General features: G+C 45.1%; 11 protein-coding genes, 3 tRNA genes and 3 rRNA genes. 12 read left to right on the plus strand and 5 right to left on the minus strand.

Going from position 1 to position 19735, the window contains the following annotated elements; all coding sequences use genetic code 11:
• Positions 1-60: 60 nt before the first annotated feature.
• From QUF19_RS02790 to QUF19_RS02825, 8 genes are all read left to right on the plus strand, one after another.
• Positions 61-1615, plus strand: a 16S ribosomal RNA gene (locus QUF19_RS02790).
• A gap of 78 nt (positions 1616-1693) precedes the next feature.
• Positions 1694-1769: transfer RNA gene (locus QUF19_RS02795), tRNA-Ala, on the plus strand.
• A gap of 328 nt (positions 1770-2097) precedes the next feature.
• A 23S ribosomal RNA gene (locus QUF19_RS02800) occupies positions 2098-4991 on the plus strand.
• Between the two features lie 97 nt (positions 4992-5088).
• Positions 5089-5204, plus strand: a 5S ribosomal RNA gene (gene rrf / locus QUF19_RS02805).
• Together the 16S, 23S and 5S rRNA genes with 3 tRNA genes alongside form the textbook arrangement of a ribosomal RNA operon.
• Before the next feature lie 67 nt (positions 5205-5271).
• Positions 5272-5348, plus strand: a tRNA-Asp gene (locus QUF19_RS02810).
• Between the two features lie 35 nt (positions 5349-5383).
• Positions 5384-5460 (plus strand) — tRNA-Trp (locus QUF19_RS02815).
• A 602-nt stretch (positions 5461-6062) separates the two neighbouring features.
• Positions 6063-6902, plus strand: a complete 840-nt coding sequence (mepA, locus tag QUF19_RS02820) for a penicillin-insensitive murein endopeptidase (RefSeq protein ID WP_286298810.1) — start codon at positions 6063-6065, stop codon at positions 6900-6902.
• A gap of 276 nt (positions 6903-7178) precedes the next feature.
• Entirely contained in the window at positions 7179-7487 is a 309-nt protein-coding gene (locus tag QUF19_RS02825; RefSeq protein WP_286295629.1) for a hypothetical protein, read from the plus strand.
• A 42-nt stretch (positions 7488-7529) separates the two neighbouring features.
• On the opposite strand, the gene QUF19_RS02830 is transcribed toward QUF19_RS02825, so the two are convergent.
• The 3 genes from QUF19_RS02830 to rdgC all read right to left on the minus strand — a co-directional run bounded on the left by QUF19_RS02830 (position 7530) and on the right by rdgC (position 10356).
• Positions 7530-7784: a YfhL family 4Fe-4S dicluster ferredoxin gene (locus tag QUF19_RS02830; protein WP_102285860.1), complete on the minus strand. Its 255-nt coding sequence runs from the start codon at positions 7782-7784 to the stop codon at positions 7530-7532.
• Between the two features lie 32 nt (positions 7785-7816).
• Entirely contained in the window at positions 7817-9235 is a 1419-nt protein-coding gene (trhP, locus tag QUF19_RS02835) for a prephenate-dependent tRNA uridine(34) hydroxylase TrhP (RefSeq protein ID WP_017106506.1), read from the minus strand.
• A 206-nt stretch (positions 9236-9441) separates the two neighbouring features.
• Positions 9442-10356 (minus strand): recombination-associated protein RdgC, encoded by a 915-nt coding sequence (gene rdgC / locus QUF19_RS02840; RefSeq protein WP_017106505.1) that lies wholly within the window; start codon positions 10354-10356, stop codon positions 9442-9444.
• A 193-nt stretch (positions 10357-10549) separates the two neighbouring features.
• Here rdgC and phoB point away from each other — a divergent pair, with 193 nt between their 5' ends.
• From phoB to QUF19_RS02855, 3 genes are read left to right on the plus strand one after another with little or no spacing between them, the layout of a single operon-like run.
• Positions 10550-11239, plus strand: a complete 690-nt coding sequence (gene phoB, locus QUF19_RS02845) for a phosphate regulon transcriptional regulator PhoB (RefSeq protein ID WP_004735064.1) — start codon at positions 10550-10552, stop codon at positions 11237-11239.
• A 33-nt stretch (positions 11240-11272) separates the two neighbouring features.
• Positions 11273-12568, plus strand: coding sequence for a phosphate regulon sensor histidine kinase PhoR (phoR, locus tag QUF19_RS02850; RefSeq protein WP_102438002.1), 1296 nt, complete (start codon positions 11273-11275; stop codon positions 12566-12568).
• Between the two features lie 20 nt (positions 12569-12588).
• The gene (locus tag QUF19_RS02855; RefSeq protein ID WP_286298812.1) at positions 12589-13545 is read left to right on the plus strand and encodes a PstS family phosphate ABC transporter substrate-binding protein; all 957 of its coding nucleotides are present in this window, start codon (positions 12589-12591) and stop codon (positions 13543-13545) included.
• Positions 13546-13641: 96 nt separating this feature from the next.
• Here QUF19_RS02855 and ppx read toward each other — a convergent pair whose 3' ends face one another.
• On the minus strand, positions 13642-15153 hold the full coding sequence (gene ppx, locus QUF19_RS02860; protein WP_286295717.1) for an exopolyphosphatase: 1512 nt from the start codon (positions 15151-15153) through the stop codon (positions 13642-13644).
• On the minus strand, positions 15144-17240 hold the full coding sequence (gene ppk1 / locus QUF19_RS02865; protein ID WP_286298814.1) for a polyphosphate kinase 1: 2097 nt from the start codon (positions 17238-17240) through the stop codon (positions 15144-15146). Before ppk1 ends, ppx begins: the two co-directional genes overlap by 10 nt.
• 201 nt (positions 17241-17441) lie before the next feature.
• Between ppk1 and QUF19_RS02870 the strand changes: the two genes are divergently transcribed.
• On the plus strand, positions 17442-19658 hold the full coding sequence (locus QUF19_RS02870) for an ABC transporter permease subunit (RefSeq protein ID WP_286295720.1): 2217 nt from the start codon (positions 17442-17444) through the stop codon (positions 19656-19658).
• The last annotated feature ends 77 nt before the right edge of the window (positions 19659-19735 follow it).

Genomic DNA, 19735 nt, shown 5'->3' on the forward strand with positions numbered 1-19735 from the left:
ATTAGTTTTGAAGTCAGTATTCGTTGAGTCACACCTATTAATTTAGGTAATCAAAACTTTAAATTGAAGAGTTTGATCATGGCTCAGATTGAACGCTGGCGGCAGGCCTAACACATGCAAGTCGAGCGGAAACGACATTATTGATTCTTCGGAGGATTTAATGGGCGTCGAGCGGCGGACGGGTGAGTAATGCCTAGGAAATTGCCTTGATGTGGGGGATAACCATTGGAAACGATGGCTAATACCGCATAATGCCTACGGGCCAAAGAGGGGGACCTTCGGGCCTCTCGCGTCAAGATATGCCTAGGTGGGATTAGCTAGTTGGTGAGGTAATGGCTCACCAAGGCGACGATCCCTAGCTGGTCTGAGAGGATGATCAGCCACACTGGAACTGAGACACGGTCCAGACTCCTACGGGAGGCAGCAGTGGGGAATATTGCACAATGGGCGAAAGCCTGATGCAGCCATGCCGCGTGTATGAAGAAGGCCTTCGGGTTGTAAAGTACTTTCAGTTGTGAGGAAGGGTGTGTAGTTAATAGCTGCATATCTTGACGTTAGCAACAGAAGAAGCACCGGCTAACTCCGTGCCAGCAGCCGCGGTAATACGGAGGGTGCGAGCGTTAATCGGAATTACTGGGCGTAAAGCGCATGCAGGTGGTTCATTAAGTCAGATGTGAAAGCCCGGGGCTCAACCTCGGAACTGCATTTGAAACTGGTGAACTAGAGTGCTGTAGAGGGGGGTAGAATTTCAGGTGTAGCGGTGAAATGCGTAGAGATCTGAAGGAATACCAGTGGCGAAGGCGGCCCCCTGGACAGACACTGACACTCAGATGCGAAAGCGTGGGGAGCAAACAGGATTAGATACCCTGGTAGTCCACGCCGTAAACGATGTCTACTTGGAGGTTGTGGCCTTGAGCCGTGGCTTTCGGAGCTAACGCGTTAAGTAGACCGCCTGGGGAGTACGGTCGCAAGATTAAAACTCAAATGAATTGACGGGGGCCCGCACAAGCGGTGGAGCATGTGGTTTAATTCGATGCAACGCGAAGAACCTTACCTACTCTTGACATCCAGAGAAGCCAGCGGAGACGCAGGTGTGCCTTCGGGAGCTCTGAGACAGGTGCTGCATGGCTGTCGTCAGCTCGTGTTGTGAAATGTTGGGTTAAGTCCCGCAACGAGCGCAACCCTTATCCTTGTTTGCCAGCGAGTAATGTCGGGAACTCCAGGGAGACTGCCGGTGATAAACCGGAGGAAGGTGGGGACGACGTCAAGTCATCATGGCCCTTACGAGTAGGGCTACACACGTGCTACAATGGCGCATACAGAGGGCAGCAAGCTAGCGATAGTGAGCGAATCCCAAAAAGTGCGTCGTAGTCCGGATTGGAGTCTGCAACTCGACTCCATGAAGTCGGAATCGCTAGTAATCGTGAATCAGAATGTCACGGTGAATACGTTCCCGGGCCTTGTACACACCGCCCGTCACACCATGGGAGTGGGCTGCAAAAGAAGTGGGTAGTTTAACCTTTCGGGGAGGACGCTCACCACTTTGTGGTTCATGACTGGGGTGAAGTCGTAACAAGGTAGCCCTAGGGGAACCTGGGGCTGGATCACCTCCTTATACGAAGATAGTCACGATGAGTGTCCACACAGATTGATTTAGGTTTAAAAAGTTAAGAGTAGAAATACTTTTCCAGATGGGGCTATAGCTCAGCTGGGAGAGCGCCTCGCTGGCAGCGAGGAGGTCTGCGGTTCGATCCCGCATAGCTCCACCATCTTTAAGTGTTTTTCTTTGAAAATATTTAAAAATGGTTCCCTTCTTTTAATAGAAGATGAATCAAGCTCTTTAACAATTTGGAAAGCTGACTGATTTGATTACTTACGAGTAATTCAAATCAAATTTAAAAGTTCTCAATGTTTATCTGCTCTTATTTAATAAGAACGGTATAAACACAACAAACACATTCAAGTGTCTTGTATTCGAATCAAACTTAGTTTGATTCACAATTGAGTCCGGCAAACAGTCATTGAGAATTAACCCTTCTTGATGACAACCAAAAACCTTGGTTAGTTGCCATACACTAAGACCCTTTCGGGTTGTATGGTTAAGTGACTAAGCGTACACGGTGGATGCCTTGGCAGTCAGAGGCGATGAAAGACGTAATAACTTGCGATAAGCCCAGATTAGGTAGTAATAACCTTTTGAGTCTGGGATTTCTGAATGGGGAAACCCACGTGCATAAGCACGTATCCTGTTGTGAATACATAGCAACAGGAGGCAAACCGGGGGAACTGAAACATCTAAGTACCCCGAGGAAGAGAAATCAACCGAGATTCCGAAAGTAGCGGCGAGCGAAATTGGATTAGCCCTTAAGCTTTTAATGATGCAGGTGAAGCCTCTGGAAAGTGGCGCAACAAAGGGTGATAGCCCCGTAACCGACACATCATAATCAGTGAAATCGAGTAGGGCGGGACACGTGATATCCTGTCTGAATATGGGGGGACCATCCTCCAAGGCTAAATACTACTGACTGACCGATAGTGAACCAGTACCGTGAGGGAAAGGCGAAAAGAACCCCTGTGAGGGGAGTGAAATAGAACCTGAAACCGTGTACGTACAAGCAGTAGGAGCACCTTCGTGGTGTGACTGCGTACCTTTTGTATAATGGGTCAGCGACTTAATTTTAGTAGCAAGGTTAACCGTTTAGGGGAGCCGTAGGGAAACCGAGTCTTAACTGGGCGTACAGTTGCTAGGATTAGACCCGAAACCAGGTGATCTAGCCATGGGCAGGTTGAAGGTTGAGTAACATCAACTGGAGGACCGAACCGACTAATGTTGAAAAATTAGCGGATGACTTGTGGCTAGGGGTGAAAGGCCAATCAAACCTGGAGATAGCTGGTTCTCCCCGAAAGCTATTTAGGTAGCGCCTCGGACGAATACTACTGGGGGTAGAGCACTGTTAAGGCTAGGGGGTCATCCCGACTTACCAACCCTTTGCAAACTCCGAATACCAGTAAGTACTATCCGGGAGACACACGGCGGGTGCTAACGTCCGTCGTGGAGAGGGAAACAACCCAGACCGCCAGCTAAGGTCCCAAAGTATAGCTAAGTGGGAAACGATGTGGGAAGGCTCAGACAGCCAGGATGTTGGCTTAGAAGCAGCCATCATTTAAAGAAAGCGTAATAGCTCACTGGTCGAGTCGGCCTGCGCGGAAGATGTAACGGGGCTAAGCTATACACCGAAGCTGCGGCTACGTACCTTAGGGTATGTGGGGTAGGGGAGCGTTCTGTAAGCCGTTGAAGGTGGTCTGTAAGGGCTGCTGGAGGTATCAGAAGTGCGAATGCTGACATGAGTAACGATAAAGGGAGTGAAAAACTCCCTCGCCGGAAGACCAAGGGTTCCTGTCCAACGTTAATCGGGGCAGGGTAAGTCGACTCCTAAGGCGAGGCCGAAAGGCGTAGTCGATGGGAAACGGGTTAATATTCCCGTACTTCTTACAATTGCGATGGGGGGACGGAGAAGGCTAGGTGGGCCTGGCGACGGTTGTCCAGGTTCAAGTACGTAGGCGGAAAGTTTAGGTAAATCCGGACTTTCTTTAACGCTGAGATACGATGTCGAGCTACTACGGTAGTGAAGTCATTGATGCCATGCTTCCAGGAAAAGCCTCTAAGCTTCAGATTGTAAGGAATCGTACCCCAAACCGACACAGGTGGTCGGGTAGAGAATACCAAGGCGCTTGAGAGAACTCGGGTGAAGGAACTAGGCAAAATGGTACCGTAACTTCGGGAGAAGGTACGCTCTTATCAGTGAAGTCCCTTGCGGATGGAGCAGACGAGAGTCGCAGATACCAGGTGGCTGCAACTGTTTATTAAAAACACAGCACTGTGCAAAATCGTAAGATGACGTATACGGTGTGACGCCTGCCCGGTGCCGGAAGGTTAATTGATGGGGTTAGACTTCGGTCGAAGCTCTTGATCGAAGCCCCGGTAAACGGCGGCCGTAACTATAACGGTCCTAAGGTAGCGAAATTCCTTGTCGGGTAAGTTCCGACCTGCACGAATGGCGTAATGATGGCCACGCTGTCTCCACCCGAGACTCAGTGAAATTGAAATCGCTGTGAAGATGCAGTGTACCCGCGGCTAGACGGAAAGACCCCGTGAACCTTTACTACAGCTTGGCACTGAACATTGAACCTACATGTGTAGGATAGGTGGGAGACTATGAAACCGCGTCGCTAGATGTGGTGGAGTCGTCCTTGAAATACCACCCTTGTAGTTTTGATGTTCTAACGTTGGTCCCTGAATCGGGATTACGGACAGTGCCTGGTGGGTAGTTTGACTGGGGCGGTCTCCTCCCAAAGAGTAACGGAGGAGCACGAAGGTGGGCTAAACACGGTTGGACATCGTGTGGTTAGTGCAATGGCATAAGCCCGCTTGACTGCGAGAATGACAATTCGAGCAGGTGCGAAAGCAGGTCATAGTGATCCGGTGGTTCTGAATGGAAGGGCCATCGCTCAACGGATAAAAGGTACTCCGGGGATAACAGGCTGATACCGCCCAAGAGTTCATATCGACGGCGGTGTTTGGCACCTCGATGTCGGCTCATCACATCCTGGGGCTGAAGTCGGTCCCAAGGGTATGGCTGTTCGCCATTTAAAGTGGTACGCGAGCTGGGTTTAGAACGTCGTGAGACAGTTCGGTCCCTATCTGCCGTGGGCGTTGGAAAATTGAAAGGGGCTGCTCCTAGTACGAGAGGACCGGAGTGGACGAACCTCTGGTGTTCGGGTTGTCATGCCAATGGCATTGCCCGGTAGCTAAGTTCGGAATCGATAACCGCTGAAAGCATCTAAGCGGGAAGCGAGCCTTGAGATGAGTTTTCCCTGGCACTATAAGTGTCCTAAAGGGTTGTCGTAGACTACGACGTTGATAGGCAGGGTGTGTAAGTGCTGCGAGGCATTGAGCTAACCTGTACTAATTGCCCGTGAGGCTTAACCATACAACACCCAAGGGGTTTTGTGGACTCAGATGTACCAGACCTTGAATGCGTTTGAAGAGAAATACTTTTAGATAAGCTTTCCGAATTTTAAAATTTGCTTGGCGACCATAGCATTGTGGACCCACCTGATTCCATGCCGAACTCAGAAGTGAAACACAATAGCGCCGATGGTAGTGTGGGGTTTCCCCATGTGAGAGTAGGACATCGCCAGGCTTTAAATTAAATCTTTAGGTTGACCGACCTGAAGATATGGACGCTCACTTAGTGAGTTGACCACTGCGGAGTGGTAGTTCAGTTGGTTAGAATACCGGCCTGTCACGCCGGGGGTCGCGGGTTCGAGTCCCGTCCACTCCGCCACTTATTCAGAGTTTCAGCTCTTTAAAACTGAAAATAGGGGTGTAGCTCCAATTGGCAGAGCAGCGGATTCCAAATCCGCGTGTTGGGAGTTCGAATCTCTCCACCCCTGCCATATTTAAGGCTCTAGCAGAAATGCTAGAGCCTTTTTGCTTTCTGAATCTGATATACATCATTAGCAGAGCAGCGGATTCCCCCGACTTACCAAAACAGCGCGTGTTGTAGTCTAATAAACCTCTACTCCTGCCATATACAAAGCCTCAGCAGAAATACTGGGGCTTTTTTACGTCTTTTTTGTTTCTGCGAAGCGATGTTGGGAGAACTAGGCGAACCCCCTGATTCGCCAGCTCGGTCGAATCTCCGGAGTGCTAGTTCAGTCCACCCCTGCAATATTTAAGGCTCTAGACTGCGCGTCCCGGTAGAAAGGCTACAGCCTTTTTATTTTCTGCTCATATTTAAATTTCGTCTATAAGGCGATGAATTAACGCTGTTAATCGTTAAGGTGCAGTGAATAACCGTTATATGAAATTCAAACATCAGTGACTAGTTTGAGAGCTTTACGTCTCTTCAGTTAGCCAATAGTAGTGGTGAAAGTTAACCGATAAGACGCGTTGCTTGTTATTTTCATTTAATGCCCCGAAAAACTTACTACTTATATGCCCCAATTCCTCAATGACAGCTAGTATAAATACTAAAGACAAATCATTTAGGATCGTTATGAGGTTACTTTGCGCTGCGGCTACTGTGTTATGTTCATTCGTAGCCATAGCAACGCCTTGGGAAAAGGCTAAGAGCCCGACAATCAACTCAACATCATCTATTGGCAGTTATGCTAATGGCTGTCTAGACGGTGCACAGGCTTTGCCTATTAACGGGGAGGGTTATCAAATTATTCGCCCTCAGCGAGAACGCTACTATGGCCATACCGAGGCCATTCAGTTTATTGAAAGGCTAGGTGTCATTACAAGCGAGCAACTCAACACTAATTTATTAGTTGGCGATATTTCGCTACCTCGAGGTGGACGCTTCTCATCTGGTCATTCAAGCCACCAGACTGGGTTGGATATTGATATATGGTTGAGGCTCACTGATGAGAGACTTTCCGTGAATGAACTCGCTGTTCCTAAGCCAATAAGTGTTGTCGACCTTACCAACTACAAATTACGTAAATCAAATTGGACCGATGATCATTTTCAAGTGATTCGCTATGCAGCCAAAGATGAAAAAGTGGTACGAATCTTCGTCCATCCTGTCATTAAACAAACTCTTTGTGACCAAGAAAATTCTGATGCCAATGAGAGAGCTTGGTTAGGTAAAATCAGGCCTTGGTGGGGACATCATTCTCATTTTCATGTTCGCTTAAAATGCCCTCAAGGCAGTTCTAACTGTATCGCTCAAGCAAACCCGCCAAAAGGTGATGGTTGTGGAGATGAACTTGCAAGTTGGGCTCCGCAGACCATTCCAGTTCCTCCACCTAAAAAAGTGGCTAAAAGTAAGAAAAAAAAGAAAGTTAAAGTGATGCCGAGTCAGTGTTTAGCCTTGATATCAGATAAGTAATCGTACTTGTCGAGGCTCCTTACAGTGGTAATGCCACTGTCTTTCTCGTCTCTAAAACTGGAGAAATGTCACACTTTTGTCTAGAGTTTATAAACACGTAATTAAGAACATCGTTTGATATCAAAACAAACGAATAACGACAATAGCAAAAACAACGACGAATTTGATAATGCTTAGTCAGGGATGGCGTGTTTCTTGGGTGAAAGATGCGGCTTATGTGCAGTATATGAAAATCAGAGTCTGATACCCGTCTATAAAAATTCCAAGGATAAGACAATGACTATGATTTGTGCGAGGGAATTCTCTCAATGGTTAAGACATAGATTCAGTAATGAGAATGTCGGTATTTCAATTTCTAGAGAAGATATAAGCCAGCTAACAGGTCGACAACGGTTAGACCCTAGCTTTGTTAATGATGTTCATTATGAACTGATGCAGCATGGAATGGCGTTTGTCACTGATACCAGTCGGGAGAGCTTTTATCTAGTACCGGTGTCTCAAGCTAAAAACTGGCGAGAGCAACTTGAATATCAATTTGAGAAAGAGATGTTCTGTAACATATATCCCATTGAGAAATCGGGTTAAAAAAAAGGTTCAACTTGATGATTAAGTTGAACCTTTTATCTTTTAGGTCAAGCCTTGAATGATGACAAACTTTTCTAATAATTCGTCATCGGTTTCAATATGTTTAGGGTCAGTAATGATGCATTTAGTAATTGGGCATACTGACTGACATGTTGGCTTCTCATAGTGACCTTTACACTCAGTACATAAATCAGGATCTATTTCGAAGATACTGTCACCCATAGTGATTGCGCCATTTGGGCATTCTGGGTCACACATATCGCAGTTTATGCACTTGTCAGTTATTAACAGAGCCATTGCTTTCTTCTCAGTAGAGTTTCTAGGTAAAGTTATTTACCTGAAGCGTTACGTGTATCTTGTCCTGCGCTCAAGTTACGCATTAACAAACCAAATTCTAGGTCAAGATCAGCAGGTACTGGAATAAAGACAAAGTGACCGTTACCTTTTGCGTCTTCTACTGGCTGAGATTTACGGTTCTCCATAACTTCTAATTTGAAAACGATGTTACCTTTTGGTGTCATCATTTCTAAGCTATCGCCAACTAGGAATTTGTTCTTAACTTCGACTTCTGCTAAGTCACCACGGCGATTACCAGTGAATTCACCAACAAACTGTTGAGTATCAGAGATAGAGTAACCGTACTCGTAGTTTTGGTATGTGTCGTGAGTGTGACGACGCAAGAAACCTTCAGTGTAACCACGGTGAGCTAGGCTCTCTAGCGTACCCATAAGGCTCTCATCGAATGGTTTGCCTGCAACAGCGTCGTCGATAGCTTTACGGTAAACCTGTGCTGTACGTGCACAGTAGTAGAAAGACTTAGTACGGCCTTCAATCTTCAATGAGTGAACACCCATCTTAGTTAAGCGCTCAACGTGTTGGATTGCGCGAAGATCTTTCGAGTTCATGATGTAAGTACCATGCTCGTCTTCAAACGCCGCCATTTTCTCTTCAGGTTTGTGTGATTCAGAAAGTAAAACGACTTCATCCGTTGGTTTACCAAGGCCTAGTGTGTTGTCTGGGCGCTCGTCTTGAACTTCAATACCTTGAGTTTCTACTTCTTGAATAGCAACACCTGTTGGGTTTGCTTCAACGATCTGACCGTTTTCGTCTTCTTTCGCAGCTTCGGTTTTGTATTCCCAACGACAAGCGTTAGTACAAGTACCTTGGTTTGGATCGCGTTTGTTCATGTAACCAGAAAGTAGGCAACGACCTGAGTAAGCCATGCATAGTGCACCGTGAACAAAGATCTCTAGCTCTGTTTCTGGGCAGTGTTCGCGAATCTCTTCGATCTCTTCAAGTGATAGTTCACGAGATAGGATCACACGCTCAACGCCTTGAGTAGACCAGAATTTTACAGTCGCCCAGTTTACAGCATTGGCTTGAACAGAAAGGTGGATCGGCATTTCAGGGAACGATTCACGTACCATCATGATAAGACCAGGGTCTGACATGATAAGAGCATCTGGGCCCATCTCAACAACAGGCTTAAGGTCGCGAATGAATGTTTTTAATTTAGAGTTGTGCGGCTGAATGTTACATACAACATATAACTTTTTGCCTTGAGCATGAGCTTCATCGATACCGATTTGTAGGTTTTCGTGATTGAACTCGTTGTTACGAACACGAAGGCTGTAACGTGGCTGGCCTGCGTATACTGCATCTGCGCCGTAGGCGAATGCGTAACGCATGTTTTTAAGGCTTCCTGCCGGTGATAATAGTTCAGGTACAAATGGTTTTTGTGTCGTCATTGCTTCGTTCTCTAATCTGATCTCAAGTCAGGTTGATACCACCAAGTGATATCAAAGGGGCGCAAATTTTACGCTAAAACGAGTTTGGTTGATAGCCCTAAAGATAACAATGGTATTAAGAAGCGAGTTGATAGGTATTGATAAAGGGGAGCAGGGAAGAAAACAAGCTCAGATATCGTCGACACCTGAGCTTCAAATCGGAACAATTAAGCGTTAGGTTGAGTTAACCCGCCTAATGATTCAAATAGGTTTGGTAGGAAAACACTGAATTCACCACATAGCAGTGAGAAGTCTGCATCAAAGCGCGCTGCTTGATCTTCGCGAGGAATGTCGTCGTTCTCATCTTTTAGTTCATCACTGAATTTCAGGCGCTTGATGCTGCCATCTTCAGCAAGAATGAACTCAATGCGATCTTGCCAGTTGATCAGAAGTTTAGTCACAACTTTATTGGCTTCGATGTGGTTTTTAATCTCATCAGCTTCTAGTTCTTGCTTCTTAACTCGGACAATACCGCCGTCTTCTTGGATTGATTTAAGCTCTGCTTCATCGAGCATAGTGATACCTTTAGGTGTATCACCTGATTTTACCCACTCTGTCAGAGTCGTATCAATCGCTTGCTCTGGAATAGCAGGCACTACTGGCAAGCTACCCATTGTTTTACGTAGTAATGCTAGTACGTCTTCTGCTTTTTTGTAGCTGCTAGCATCAACAACAATAAAGCCTTCTTTCGGCATGATCAGTGCGTAAGTGAAGTTACTGCGACTGAAAGCACGAGGAAGAAGATCGATGATGATGTCTTCTTTTAGGCTGTCTTTCTCTTTCTTTTTCAGAGGAGTACCAGACTCTGCTTCAAGCGTTTCTACTTTTGCATTCAATGAATCTTTGATCACAGAAGCTGGAAGCATTTTCTCTTCTTTCTTTGCACAGATGAGAATGCGGTTTTCTGATACGTGCGTCATCATATCGCCGTGTCTACCCATCGCATTTACCCAACCAAACTTCTGTTTGTCTTGGCTGCCACAAGGGGTAAAACGGAACTCTTCAAGTTGTTTCTCTAGCTGATCTGCGTTGAAGTCTATATCACGATTAAAGCGATAGACGAGGCAATTCTTAAACCACATAAATATTTCTCATACCTTTATCTGAAGACGCTCATCATAGGAGATTTCGATCCATTTGTCTTATACCTGCAATAAAAATTAAAAGTGAAATGTTTGAGACAGTTATATGAAAATTTGTTTTCAAAGGTCACAAAAGTGTCATAATTAAACCAGATAATGCAATGCGTTGATTAAATACTAAGGCTATTCAATTATGTCGAGAAGGATTCTGGTCGTTGAAGATGAAGCACCTATTCGTGAGATGCTGTGTTTTGTACTTGAACAAAAAGGCTACCAAGCAGTAGAGGCTGAAGATTACGATACAGCGGTAAACAAGCTATGTGAACCTTTCCCAGATCTAGTATTACTAGATTGGATGCTACCTGGTGGTAGCGGGATAAACTTTATCAAGCACATGAAGCGTGAAGAGTTAACTCGCAACATCCCAGTGGTGATGCTGACGGCTCGTGGTGAAGAAGAAGATAAGGTTCGCGGTTTAGAAGTTGGCGCTGACGACTACATTACCAAACCTTTTTCGCCAAAAGAGTTGGTCGCTCGTCTGAAAGCGGTTATTCGCCGTGTAACACCAACGGCATTGGAAGATGTGATTGATGTTCAAGGGCTTAAATTAGACCCTGTATCTCACCGTGTTACAGCAAGCGAAGGTCCAGTTGATATGGGACCAACTGAGTTCAAAATGCTGCATTTCTTTATGACTCACCAAGAGCGAGTATACAGCCGAGAGCAACTGTTAAATAACGTTTGGGGTACCAACGTTTACGTTGAAGATCGTACGGTTGATGTTCATATTCGACGTCTACGCAAAGCACTTGAATCTGCAGGTCATGATAAATTAATTCAAACGGTTCGCGGCGCAGGCTACCGTTTTTCTACAAAGGCTTAATGTGGCTTCACTGCCCAGTTTATGGAGTCCTGAATGGTTGAGAAGTTAACCTGGAAAAAGCTAGCTTGGGAGCTGGCTTTTTTTTACGCACCATGGGTTTTAGTCGGATGGATATTCGGTTACCTACCTTGGTTACTGCTGGCTGCTACGGTATTGCAGCTCGGCTGGCATTTACACAATCAAATGCGTTTGTCCGCATGGTTGTGGGATGAGAAGCGTCTAACACCACCTTCAGGCTCAGGAAATTGGGAATCTCTGTTTAACGGTATCTATCGTATGCAGCAGAGACAGCGTCGCAAGCGCAAAGAATTGACCAACCTTATCCGCCGTTTCCGAAACGGTGCTGAATCCCTTCCCGATGCCGTTGTGGTGTTTCGCGGTGAAGGCAATATTGTTTGGTGTAACAAGCTTGCTCAGTATTTACTGGGTTTTCGCTGGCCAGACGATTCAGGTCAACCGATCTCGAATTTGATCCGAACTCCGGATTTTATCAAGTACCTCAATAAACAAGATTTCTCCGAGCCGTTAGAAATGCCATCGCCACTCAATGTGGAACGTATGCTTGAGCTGCGTATCGTGCCTTACACCGAAGGTGAGCACTTGATGGTAGTACGTGATGTTACTCAGCTGAAACAGCTGGAAGGCATGCGTCGGAATTTCTTTGCTAACGTTTCTCACGAGCTACGTACTCCTATGACCGTACTTCAAGGTTACCTTGAAATGACGGAAGACCCAGACATGATTGTTGGCCCAATGTGGACGAAAGCTCATGGTGTGATGACTGAGCAATTGAATCGCATGAACAGTTTGGTCAATCAGCTGCTAACGCTTTCAAAGATTGAAGCGGCGCCAATGCATGAATTGGATGAGGTGGTTAACGTTCCTGCGATGTTAGAAGTTCTTGAAAAAGAAGCGGCTAGCCTAAGTGGGGATCGTGAACATAAGCTGGAGTTTGATATTGATAAGAGCCTGCGCGTATTAGCTGATGAAGATCAGATGAGAAGTGCGATATCGAATCTGGTTTATAACGCGGTTAAGTACACTCCGCCTGGTGCAACCGTCAAGGTCCGTTGGTATCAAACCAGTCAAGGTGCGTGTTTGGATGTGTCAGACACCGGTGATGGCATAGAACCTCAGCACTTGCATCGACTCACCGAACGTTTCTATCGTGTTGATAAGGCGCGCTCTCGTGATACGGGGGGCAGTGGTCTAGGGTTAGCTATCGTTAAACACGCACTTAGCCACCATGACTCACACTTAGAAATTCAAAGTGAAGTCGGTGTTGGTAGCCGTTTCCATTTTACACTTCCAAGCCGATTGACTGTGTAATGAAAGCGCTGATACGCACAATGCGTCTTCCTATTGTTTCTGCGCTCGCGTTGGCTATAACTCACTACGCTTATGCGGAGCAGGGTGTAGAGTCGCTTCCTGATTACTCTAAAGTTCCGGGTATTTCTGGCAGCTTGTTGTCTGTTGGTTCCGATACCTTAGCGGGAATGACGACGTTATGGGTTGAAGAGTTTAAGTCTTATTACCCGAACGTGAATGCTCAAGTTCAGGCGTCTGGTTCTTCTACTGCACCTCCTGCATTAACGGAAGGTACTGCGCACCTCGGGCCGATGAGTCGTCCGATGCGCTTACGTGAAATTGAAGCATTCGAAAGAGAGCATGGATATAAACCCACAGCCCTTCGAGTTGCAATCGATGCCATAGGCTTGTTTGTACACCGTGATAACCCAGTTGAAGGGCTTAACTTTCGACAAATCGATGGGATCTTTTCTCAAACATTACGCTGCGGTGCAACGAAACCACTCAATAGTTGGCAAGATCTAGGTATTGAACAGCCTTGGGCTAAACATCGATTCCAACTGTTTGGCCGAAATTCGGTTTCAGGGACTTACGGCTATTTCAAGCAAAATGCCTTGTGTGGCGGCGATTTTAAGAACCGAGTGAATGAACAGCCTGGCTCTGCATCTGTGGTTCAATCCGTGGCCTCTTCCATTAGTGGTATTGGCTATTCTGGAATTGGTTATCGCGTTGCAGGTGTGAAATTGATACCGATCGCTGAACAAGGTTCTGATTATGTAGAGCCTACTAGAGCTAACATCTTGAGTGGCGATTACCCACTATCTCGTTTTCTGTATGTCTACGTAAACAAGCATCCAGATAAGCCACTTTCACCAGTTGAGAGAGAATTCCTTACTTTTGTTTTTTCAAAGCAAGGGCAGGAGTTGGTGGAAAAAGATGGTTACTTGGCAATACCATCTGAGTTCGCAGAACAAGAATTAGCGAAGATAGGGCTATGACACAGTCGTTATAGAACGATAAATAAATGCTCCATCAGCCATGATAATAACGCCCTAACAGCTTGCTAATGCAGGCTGTTTTCATTTTGGTTATGGTTAATTTAACACTAACGTCCAACCCACACTTTTCCAGCGTTCTTGCTCTTCTGTAAGTTCATAGCTAATTAGCTGATGCTCTGTTAGCCAGTCAAGATTACTTCCGGTCAAAGACCAACACTCTCCTGTTTCGATCCTTAAGTGTATCTCTGGGATTGGGGATTGGCTTCGTTGTCGGTTAAGAATAATCGCCAGTCTCAGAACTCTAATGAGCAGTGTTACTTGGTCTTCGGTAAATAAATAGAGTTCTGGCAACTCGCGAAGCTTAATGGCTTTTCTTTGATTGCGAGCTAAAAGCGACAACAAGCGTTGTTGTTCAGCATTAAAACCGGGCATCGTCGTATGTTTAAGCAAGTAAGCTGAATGGCGATGATAACCTTGGAATGAGATACTTTGTCCGGCCTCATGAAGCAGTGCTGACCAACCCAAAAGATCAAGCAACTCGCGATGCACAGGTATGTTGATTTGAGATTGAGCTTGTTTCAACAAGGTGACGGCTAGTTTTTTTACTCTTTCCCCATGAGTTAAATCTACGTGATAGCGAGATATGAGTGTTTCGGCTGTTCGAGTGCGGATATCAATATCTTTAAACCTTTCTTCCATATCATAAAGAACCCCTTCTCTTAATGCGCCATCAGAAAAATGAAGCTCCTTGATATCGAGAGTATCCATGACGGCAGATAGAATTGAAACTCCTGCGGCAAATACGGCCTTTCTCTCGTCACTCAAACCTGAAAGGTTGATGTCATCAGAGGTGTCAAATTCGCATAATCGATTTTTGAGGTAGCTAAGCCGCTGTGGAGTTACATAGCCGTCAGTAAACCCTAATCCAATTAAGACCTCTTTTATTGATTTCGCTGTGCCGGAAGAGCCGAAAGCGATCTCCCAAGTGACGCCGCGATATTCATTTACTACAGGCTCAATTAAACGAATCGCTGCGGTGCTAGCAATGGCGAATTTTTCAGGCTTTAATATTTTATCTGCGAAGAAGCGTTGGGTAAAATTGACACAACCCATAGGTAAGCTATGCATAGTTGTTGGTGTAAAACCTTGCCCAGCGACGATTTCTGTACTGCCGCCACCAATGTCGATAACGAGTTTACTGTTAGAGGTGGCTTGAGTATGTTCGACACCGTTGTAGATGAGTCTGGCCTCTTCCTTGCCTGCGATTATTTCTATCGGAAAGGGAAAAACCTTTTTTGCCCGATCCAGAAAAACTCTGGAATTTTTTGCCTTCCTGAGTGTATGGGTAGCAACGACTCTCACATCATCGAGTTCAAAATCGGTCAGTCGTTCAGCAAAGAGTTCAAGACAGTCTAAACCCCGTTGAATGGCACTTTCTGATAGGTGTAGGTTAGCGTCGAGCCCGTCACCTAATCGTACTTTTTGTTTGTGGCGACTCACTAATTGTAAGTGCTGCTCAAAGACCTGAGCGACAACCATATGGAAGCTGTTCGAACCCAAATCGATGGCGGCAATACGTCTTGAACGTTTATGATCGATTAGCTGCATGATTTTTTCTCTTTCTTATGTTTTTTACGTGCGTGCTTCTCTATACGTTTAATATAGTGGTATGTCGCCAGTTGTGACGTCGAGTAATCAAGCGGCTCTGAAGGTGGCGCTAAGTAAAGGTTGCTCATTGCCTGGTCAAGGCTTCTCGCTTTGTTGTAATCATCAAAGTGAAACTCTGTGATATCGATGATCGTTTGCTTGGCTTTGGGATCTAAGATCGGCGCCGCAACTTCGATTCGATGGTCAAAGTTTCGAGTCATCCAGTCGGCAGAAGATATGTATACCCTAGGCTTTCCATCATTATGAAAGATCATCACTCTAGGGTGTTCAAGGAAACGATCGACCACACTAATTATCTCAATATTGTCGCTGATGTTTGGTATTCCTGGAACTAATGAGCACATACCTCGAATGATCATTTTTATGGTAACGTTGGCTTGGCTAGCTTGATAGAGTTTTTCAATGATCTCACGGTCGACTAAATTGTTGAGCTTGAGGGTTATGCTGGCTGGTTTGTTCTCAGTGGCATTCTGAATTTCATTATCAATCAACTGATACAGGCGTTTTCTGGTGTTTTTTGGGGAGACAATCAGCTGTTTAAATTGAGACTTTTGATGTGGGCTTTCAATATATTTAAAGACCTGTTTAACCTCTTGTGTGATCTCTTCTCGTGCCGTCAGCAGAGAAAAGTCCGTATAAACACGAGCGGTCACTTCATGAAAATTGCCAGTCCCTATATGAGCATAATGCTCGAGCGCTTTTCCATTTTTTCTTGTGATCAGTAGAAGCTTAGAATGCACCTTTAAACTTGGAATACCATGGATGACTTTTACTCCGGATTTTTGAAGTGTTTTCGTCCATTGGATATTTGCCTGTTCATCAAAACGAGCTTGAAGTTCAACAGCCACGGTCACCTTTTTCCCGTTGTGCGCTGCATCAATAATTGAGCTGAGTAGTTTGGAACCTTCTGCAACACGATAAACATTTATTTTGATGACCGTTACTTTAGGGTCGAATGACGCCTGCCTGACGAGTTCAGTGATATGCTCGAAGGTGTGGTAAGGGTAGTGTAATAAGATATCGCGAGCTTTAATCGCCTCAAAATAGTTGGGGTACCAGCCGAACTGAGCACATTTGATTGGCGGTAAAGGGCGGTGGACCAATTCACGACGGCTGAGGCTTGGAAACTCAGAAAAGTGTTTAAAGTTATGGTAACGACCTCCAGCAATGACGCTGTCATAGTCGGATAGCTGGAGCTTTCTGCGCAAAAAATCCAGCATTTCAAGAGGCATTTCTGATTCGTAAATGAGGCGAATAGGAAGTGCTGTGAGCCGTTGCTCTAGTCCTAATGACATGGCCTCTAGTATGTTACTGTCATTCCCTTCTTGAAGCGCGTAGTCCGCATCGCGAGTCATTTTAATCGCATAGCAGCTCAAAGAGTCGTATTCAAAGAACCCTTTTAACAGGTCATCTAAACAGAACCGAACTATATTATCTAATAAGATCAGAGTCGTACGTTGTGAATCTGAGTTGTCAGGAAGTTTCACAAAACGAGGAAGGTTCTCTGATGGGATCTCGAGCAACACGTATTGAGAGCTATCTTGATGCTTTATATCGATGGCGAGATAGCTTTGTTCGTCTTTTAGAATGTTGAGCAATGGACTTTCGTCGTTCAACAAGAATGGCGTTAGGTGTGGCAGTACTTTCTTCTTGAAGTATTTTCTTACCCATTCACTTTGATCTGCATTGATTTGCTGTTCATTGATGAGAAAAATCCGGTTACGTGCCAGTTCTAACAGTAAGTCGTTATAGAGTTCATTAAAGCGAAGATCCAGCTCGCTTGCCTTACTTTGCATTCGCGCCAATAACGTTTTCGGTGAATGAGGTGAGGGTTGTGGATCTTGAAGGATGATCTTTCGTTTAACGTCAGCAAAGCGAACTTTGTAAAACTCATCGAGATTATTGGAGTAAATACCTAAAAAGCGGACTCTTTCGATCAACGGAACAGACTTGTCAGCGGCTTCTTGTAGGACTCTTTCATTGAACGATAACCAGCTAAGTTCTTTAGTAACATAGTCTTTTTCCATCGTCATGCTTATTCCTTGGGCGCTGGTTATAGAGTTTGTTACTTTAAGTGAGAACGTGGCTATTCACAAAAACAATGATCTTATTTTAAGAAATATGACGAAGAAACTTGTTATTAGTTTCAGTTGTTTAAAGTAACTTGTAATATAATTGTCATCTAACGTACATATTATGTCAGTAGCTAAAAAAAGGTAGATAAACAGATGGCTTCAGCCCAATTTTCATTGAAAGAGCGCGACAAAAAAAGATGGTTGAAAGATCGTCTCGTCCGTTTTTCGGTGACATGTGGCGGTGTCAGCGTTTTAGCTTGTTTGGTTTTGATCTTTGTTTACCTTGCTATGGTCATTTTACCGGTATTTTCTGATACTGGACTTCAGACCGACCAAGTCGTTAAAACCGTTGATGTTGAGCAGCCCATTGCTTTATCTGTTGATGAATATGGTCAACATGCCTTTACTATCGAAAAGTCCGGCTTAGTGCAATTTTGGGATTTAGACGCTCAAAATACACAGTCTTACTTTGAACGTGATGTTTTCGATGACCCAATAGCATTCTCTCGTAACACCCCATCTGAAAACTGGTTTGCTTTTGCTGACAGCGCCAGCAACATGACCTTCTTTTATCCAGAGTATAGTGCGCCTGTGCTTCAAAAGGACAGCGTTGTACAACCTAAGATCACACAGATCGAATTACCTGAACCGTTTTTGAAGAGTGACGAATCGAACGGAGCGATCATCGATCAATTCGCATTTTCTAAGAATGCGCGTGGAATTACCGTTGTTGCGCAGTTAAGTGATCAACGAGTTATCGTTAAGTGGTATCAAAGCGATCTTGCTGGTGACTATGTATTTAAGAACAGCCAGTGGTTATCGGACAAACTAGGTTTACAGCAGCAACTCATAGTCACTCCGGATGGAAGAACGATATACCTTAGATCTCAATCGGATCTAGCGGTGTTGAAGCTGTCTGACACTGGTTTCAATGTTCGCGAAGTGATCGATCTTAGTTTGAATGATGAGAAACACTCGGTGAAAAGCATCGACTTGTTGTCGGGCGCCTATTCTCTATTGGTGACGCATGAAGATGGACAGGTTTCTCAATGGTTTGATGTGCTTAAAGATGAACAGCGTAGCCTGACACACATTCGAGACTTCCAGCTCGCGGAAGAAGTGCAATTTATCTTGCCAGATACCTATAGAAAAGGTTTCTACAGCTTCTATAAAAATGGCACGTTGCAAAGCCATTATACGACCAGTGAAAAGCTATCCCTATTCGAACGAGCATTTGATAAGTCACCACAATTGGCGGCAATGTCGGCTAATGAACTGCATCTTGCGACGCTTATTGATGGCGAAATCAGCGTGGCTAAAGTCGACAATGAGTATCCTCAGATTTCATTCTCATCGTTGTGGCAAAAGGTGTGGTATGAGAGCTACCCAGAACCTCAATATGTTTGGCAATCCACGTCCGCTAATGACGATTTTGAAGAAAAATTCAGCTTAGTCCCTATTACTTTTGGCACTATTAAAGCGGCCTTGTTTGCGATGATGTTTGCCGTGCCTGTGGCGGTATTAGGCGCTATTTATACCGCTTACTTTATGTCGCCTCGAATGCGTAGAGTGGTTAAGCCTTCAATCGAACTGATGGAAGCATTGCCGACTGTGATCATCGGCTTTCTGGCTGGCCTTTGGTTCGCCCCTATTGTAGAGACGCACCTCACTGCTGTTTTCTCTTTAATGGTGATGTTGCCATTAAGTACTTTATTGACCGGATTAGCTTGGTTCTGTTTACCTAAAGTCATCACGAGCCGTTTTGCTAATGGTTGGCATGCCTTGATATTGATTCCGGTATTAATCATTACCGTGATTACGGTATTTGCAGGCGGAAACGGTATTGAAGCCTTATTGTTTGATGGTGATATACGCACTTTCCTTGCTAGCTATGGCATCGACTTTGACCAACGTAATGCGCTGGTGGTTGGATTTGCGATGGGCTTTGCGGTTATTCCTACCATCTTTACGATTGCAGAAGATGCGATTTTCTCTGTACCAAAGCACCTATCGGACGGTTCATTAGCTCTAGGCGCAACAGCGTGGCAGACTCTGATTTATGTTGTGTTGCTCACCGCAAGTCCAGGTATATTTTCAGCCGTTATGATGGGACTTGGACGAGCTGTGGGTGAAACCATGATTGTGTTGATGGCAACCGGTAACACCCCAATTTTGGATTGGAATATCCTTGAAGGGATGAGGACACTTTCTGCTACGATTGCCGTCGAATTACCAGAGTCAGAAGTTGGCGGCTCTCATTTCCGATTACTGTTCTTAGCGGCACTGTTGCTGTTTATTTTCACGTTCGCAGTAAACTCTGTCGCAGAGTGGGTAAGACAAAGATTAAGAGATAAATATCGTGCTTTGTAGTGTTGAAGTTATGTCTCATTGTCTTGCTAATATGGCTGAATCATCGGTTTGTGTCTGTCATGAAAGCACGTGTTGCC

Origin of the sequence: Vibrio sp. FE10, from assembly GCF_030297155.1 — a bacterium.
Taxonomy (GTDB): domain Bacteria; phylum Pseudomonadota; class Gammaproteobacteria; order Enterobacterales; family Vibrionaceae; genus Vibrio; species Vibrio apostichopi.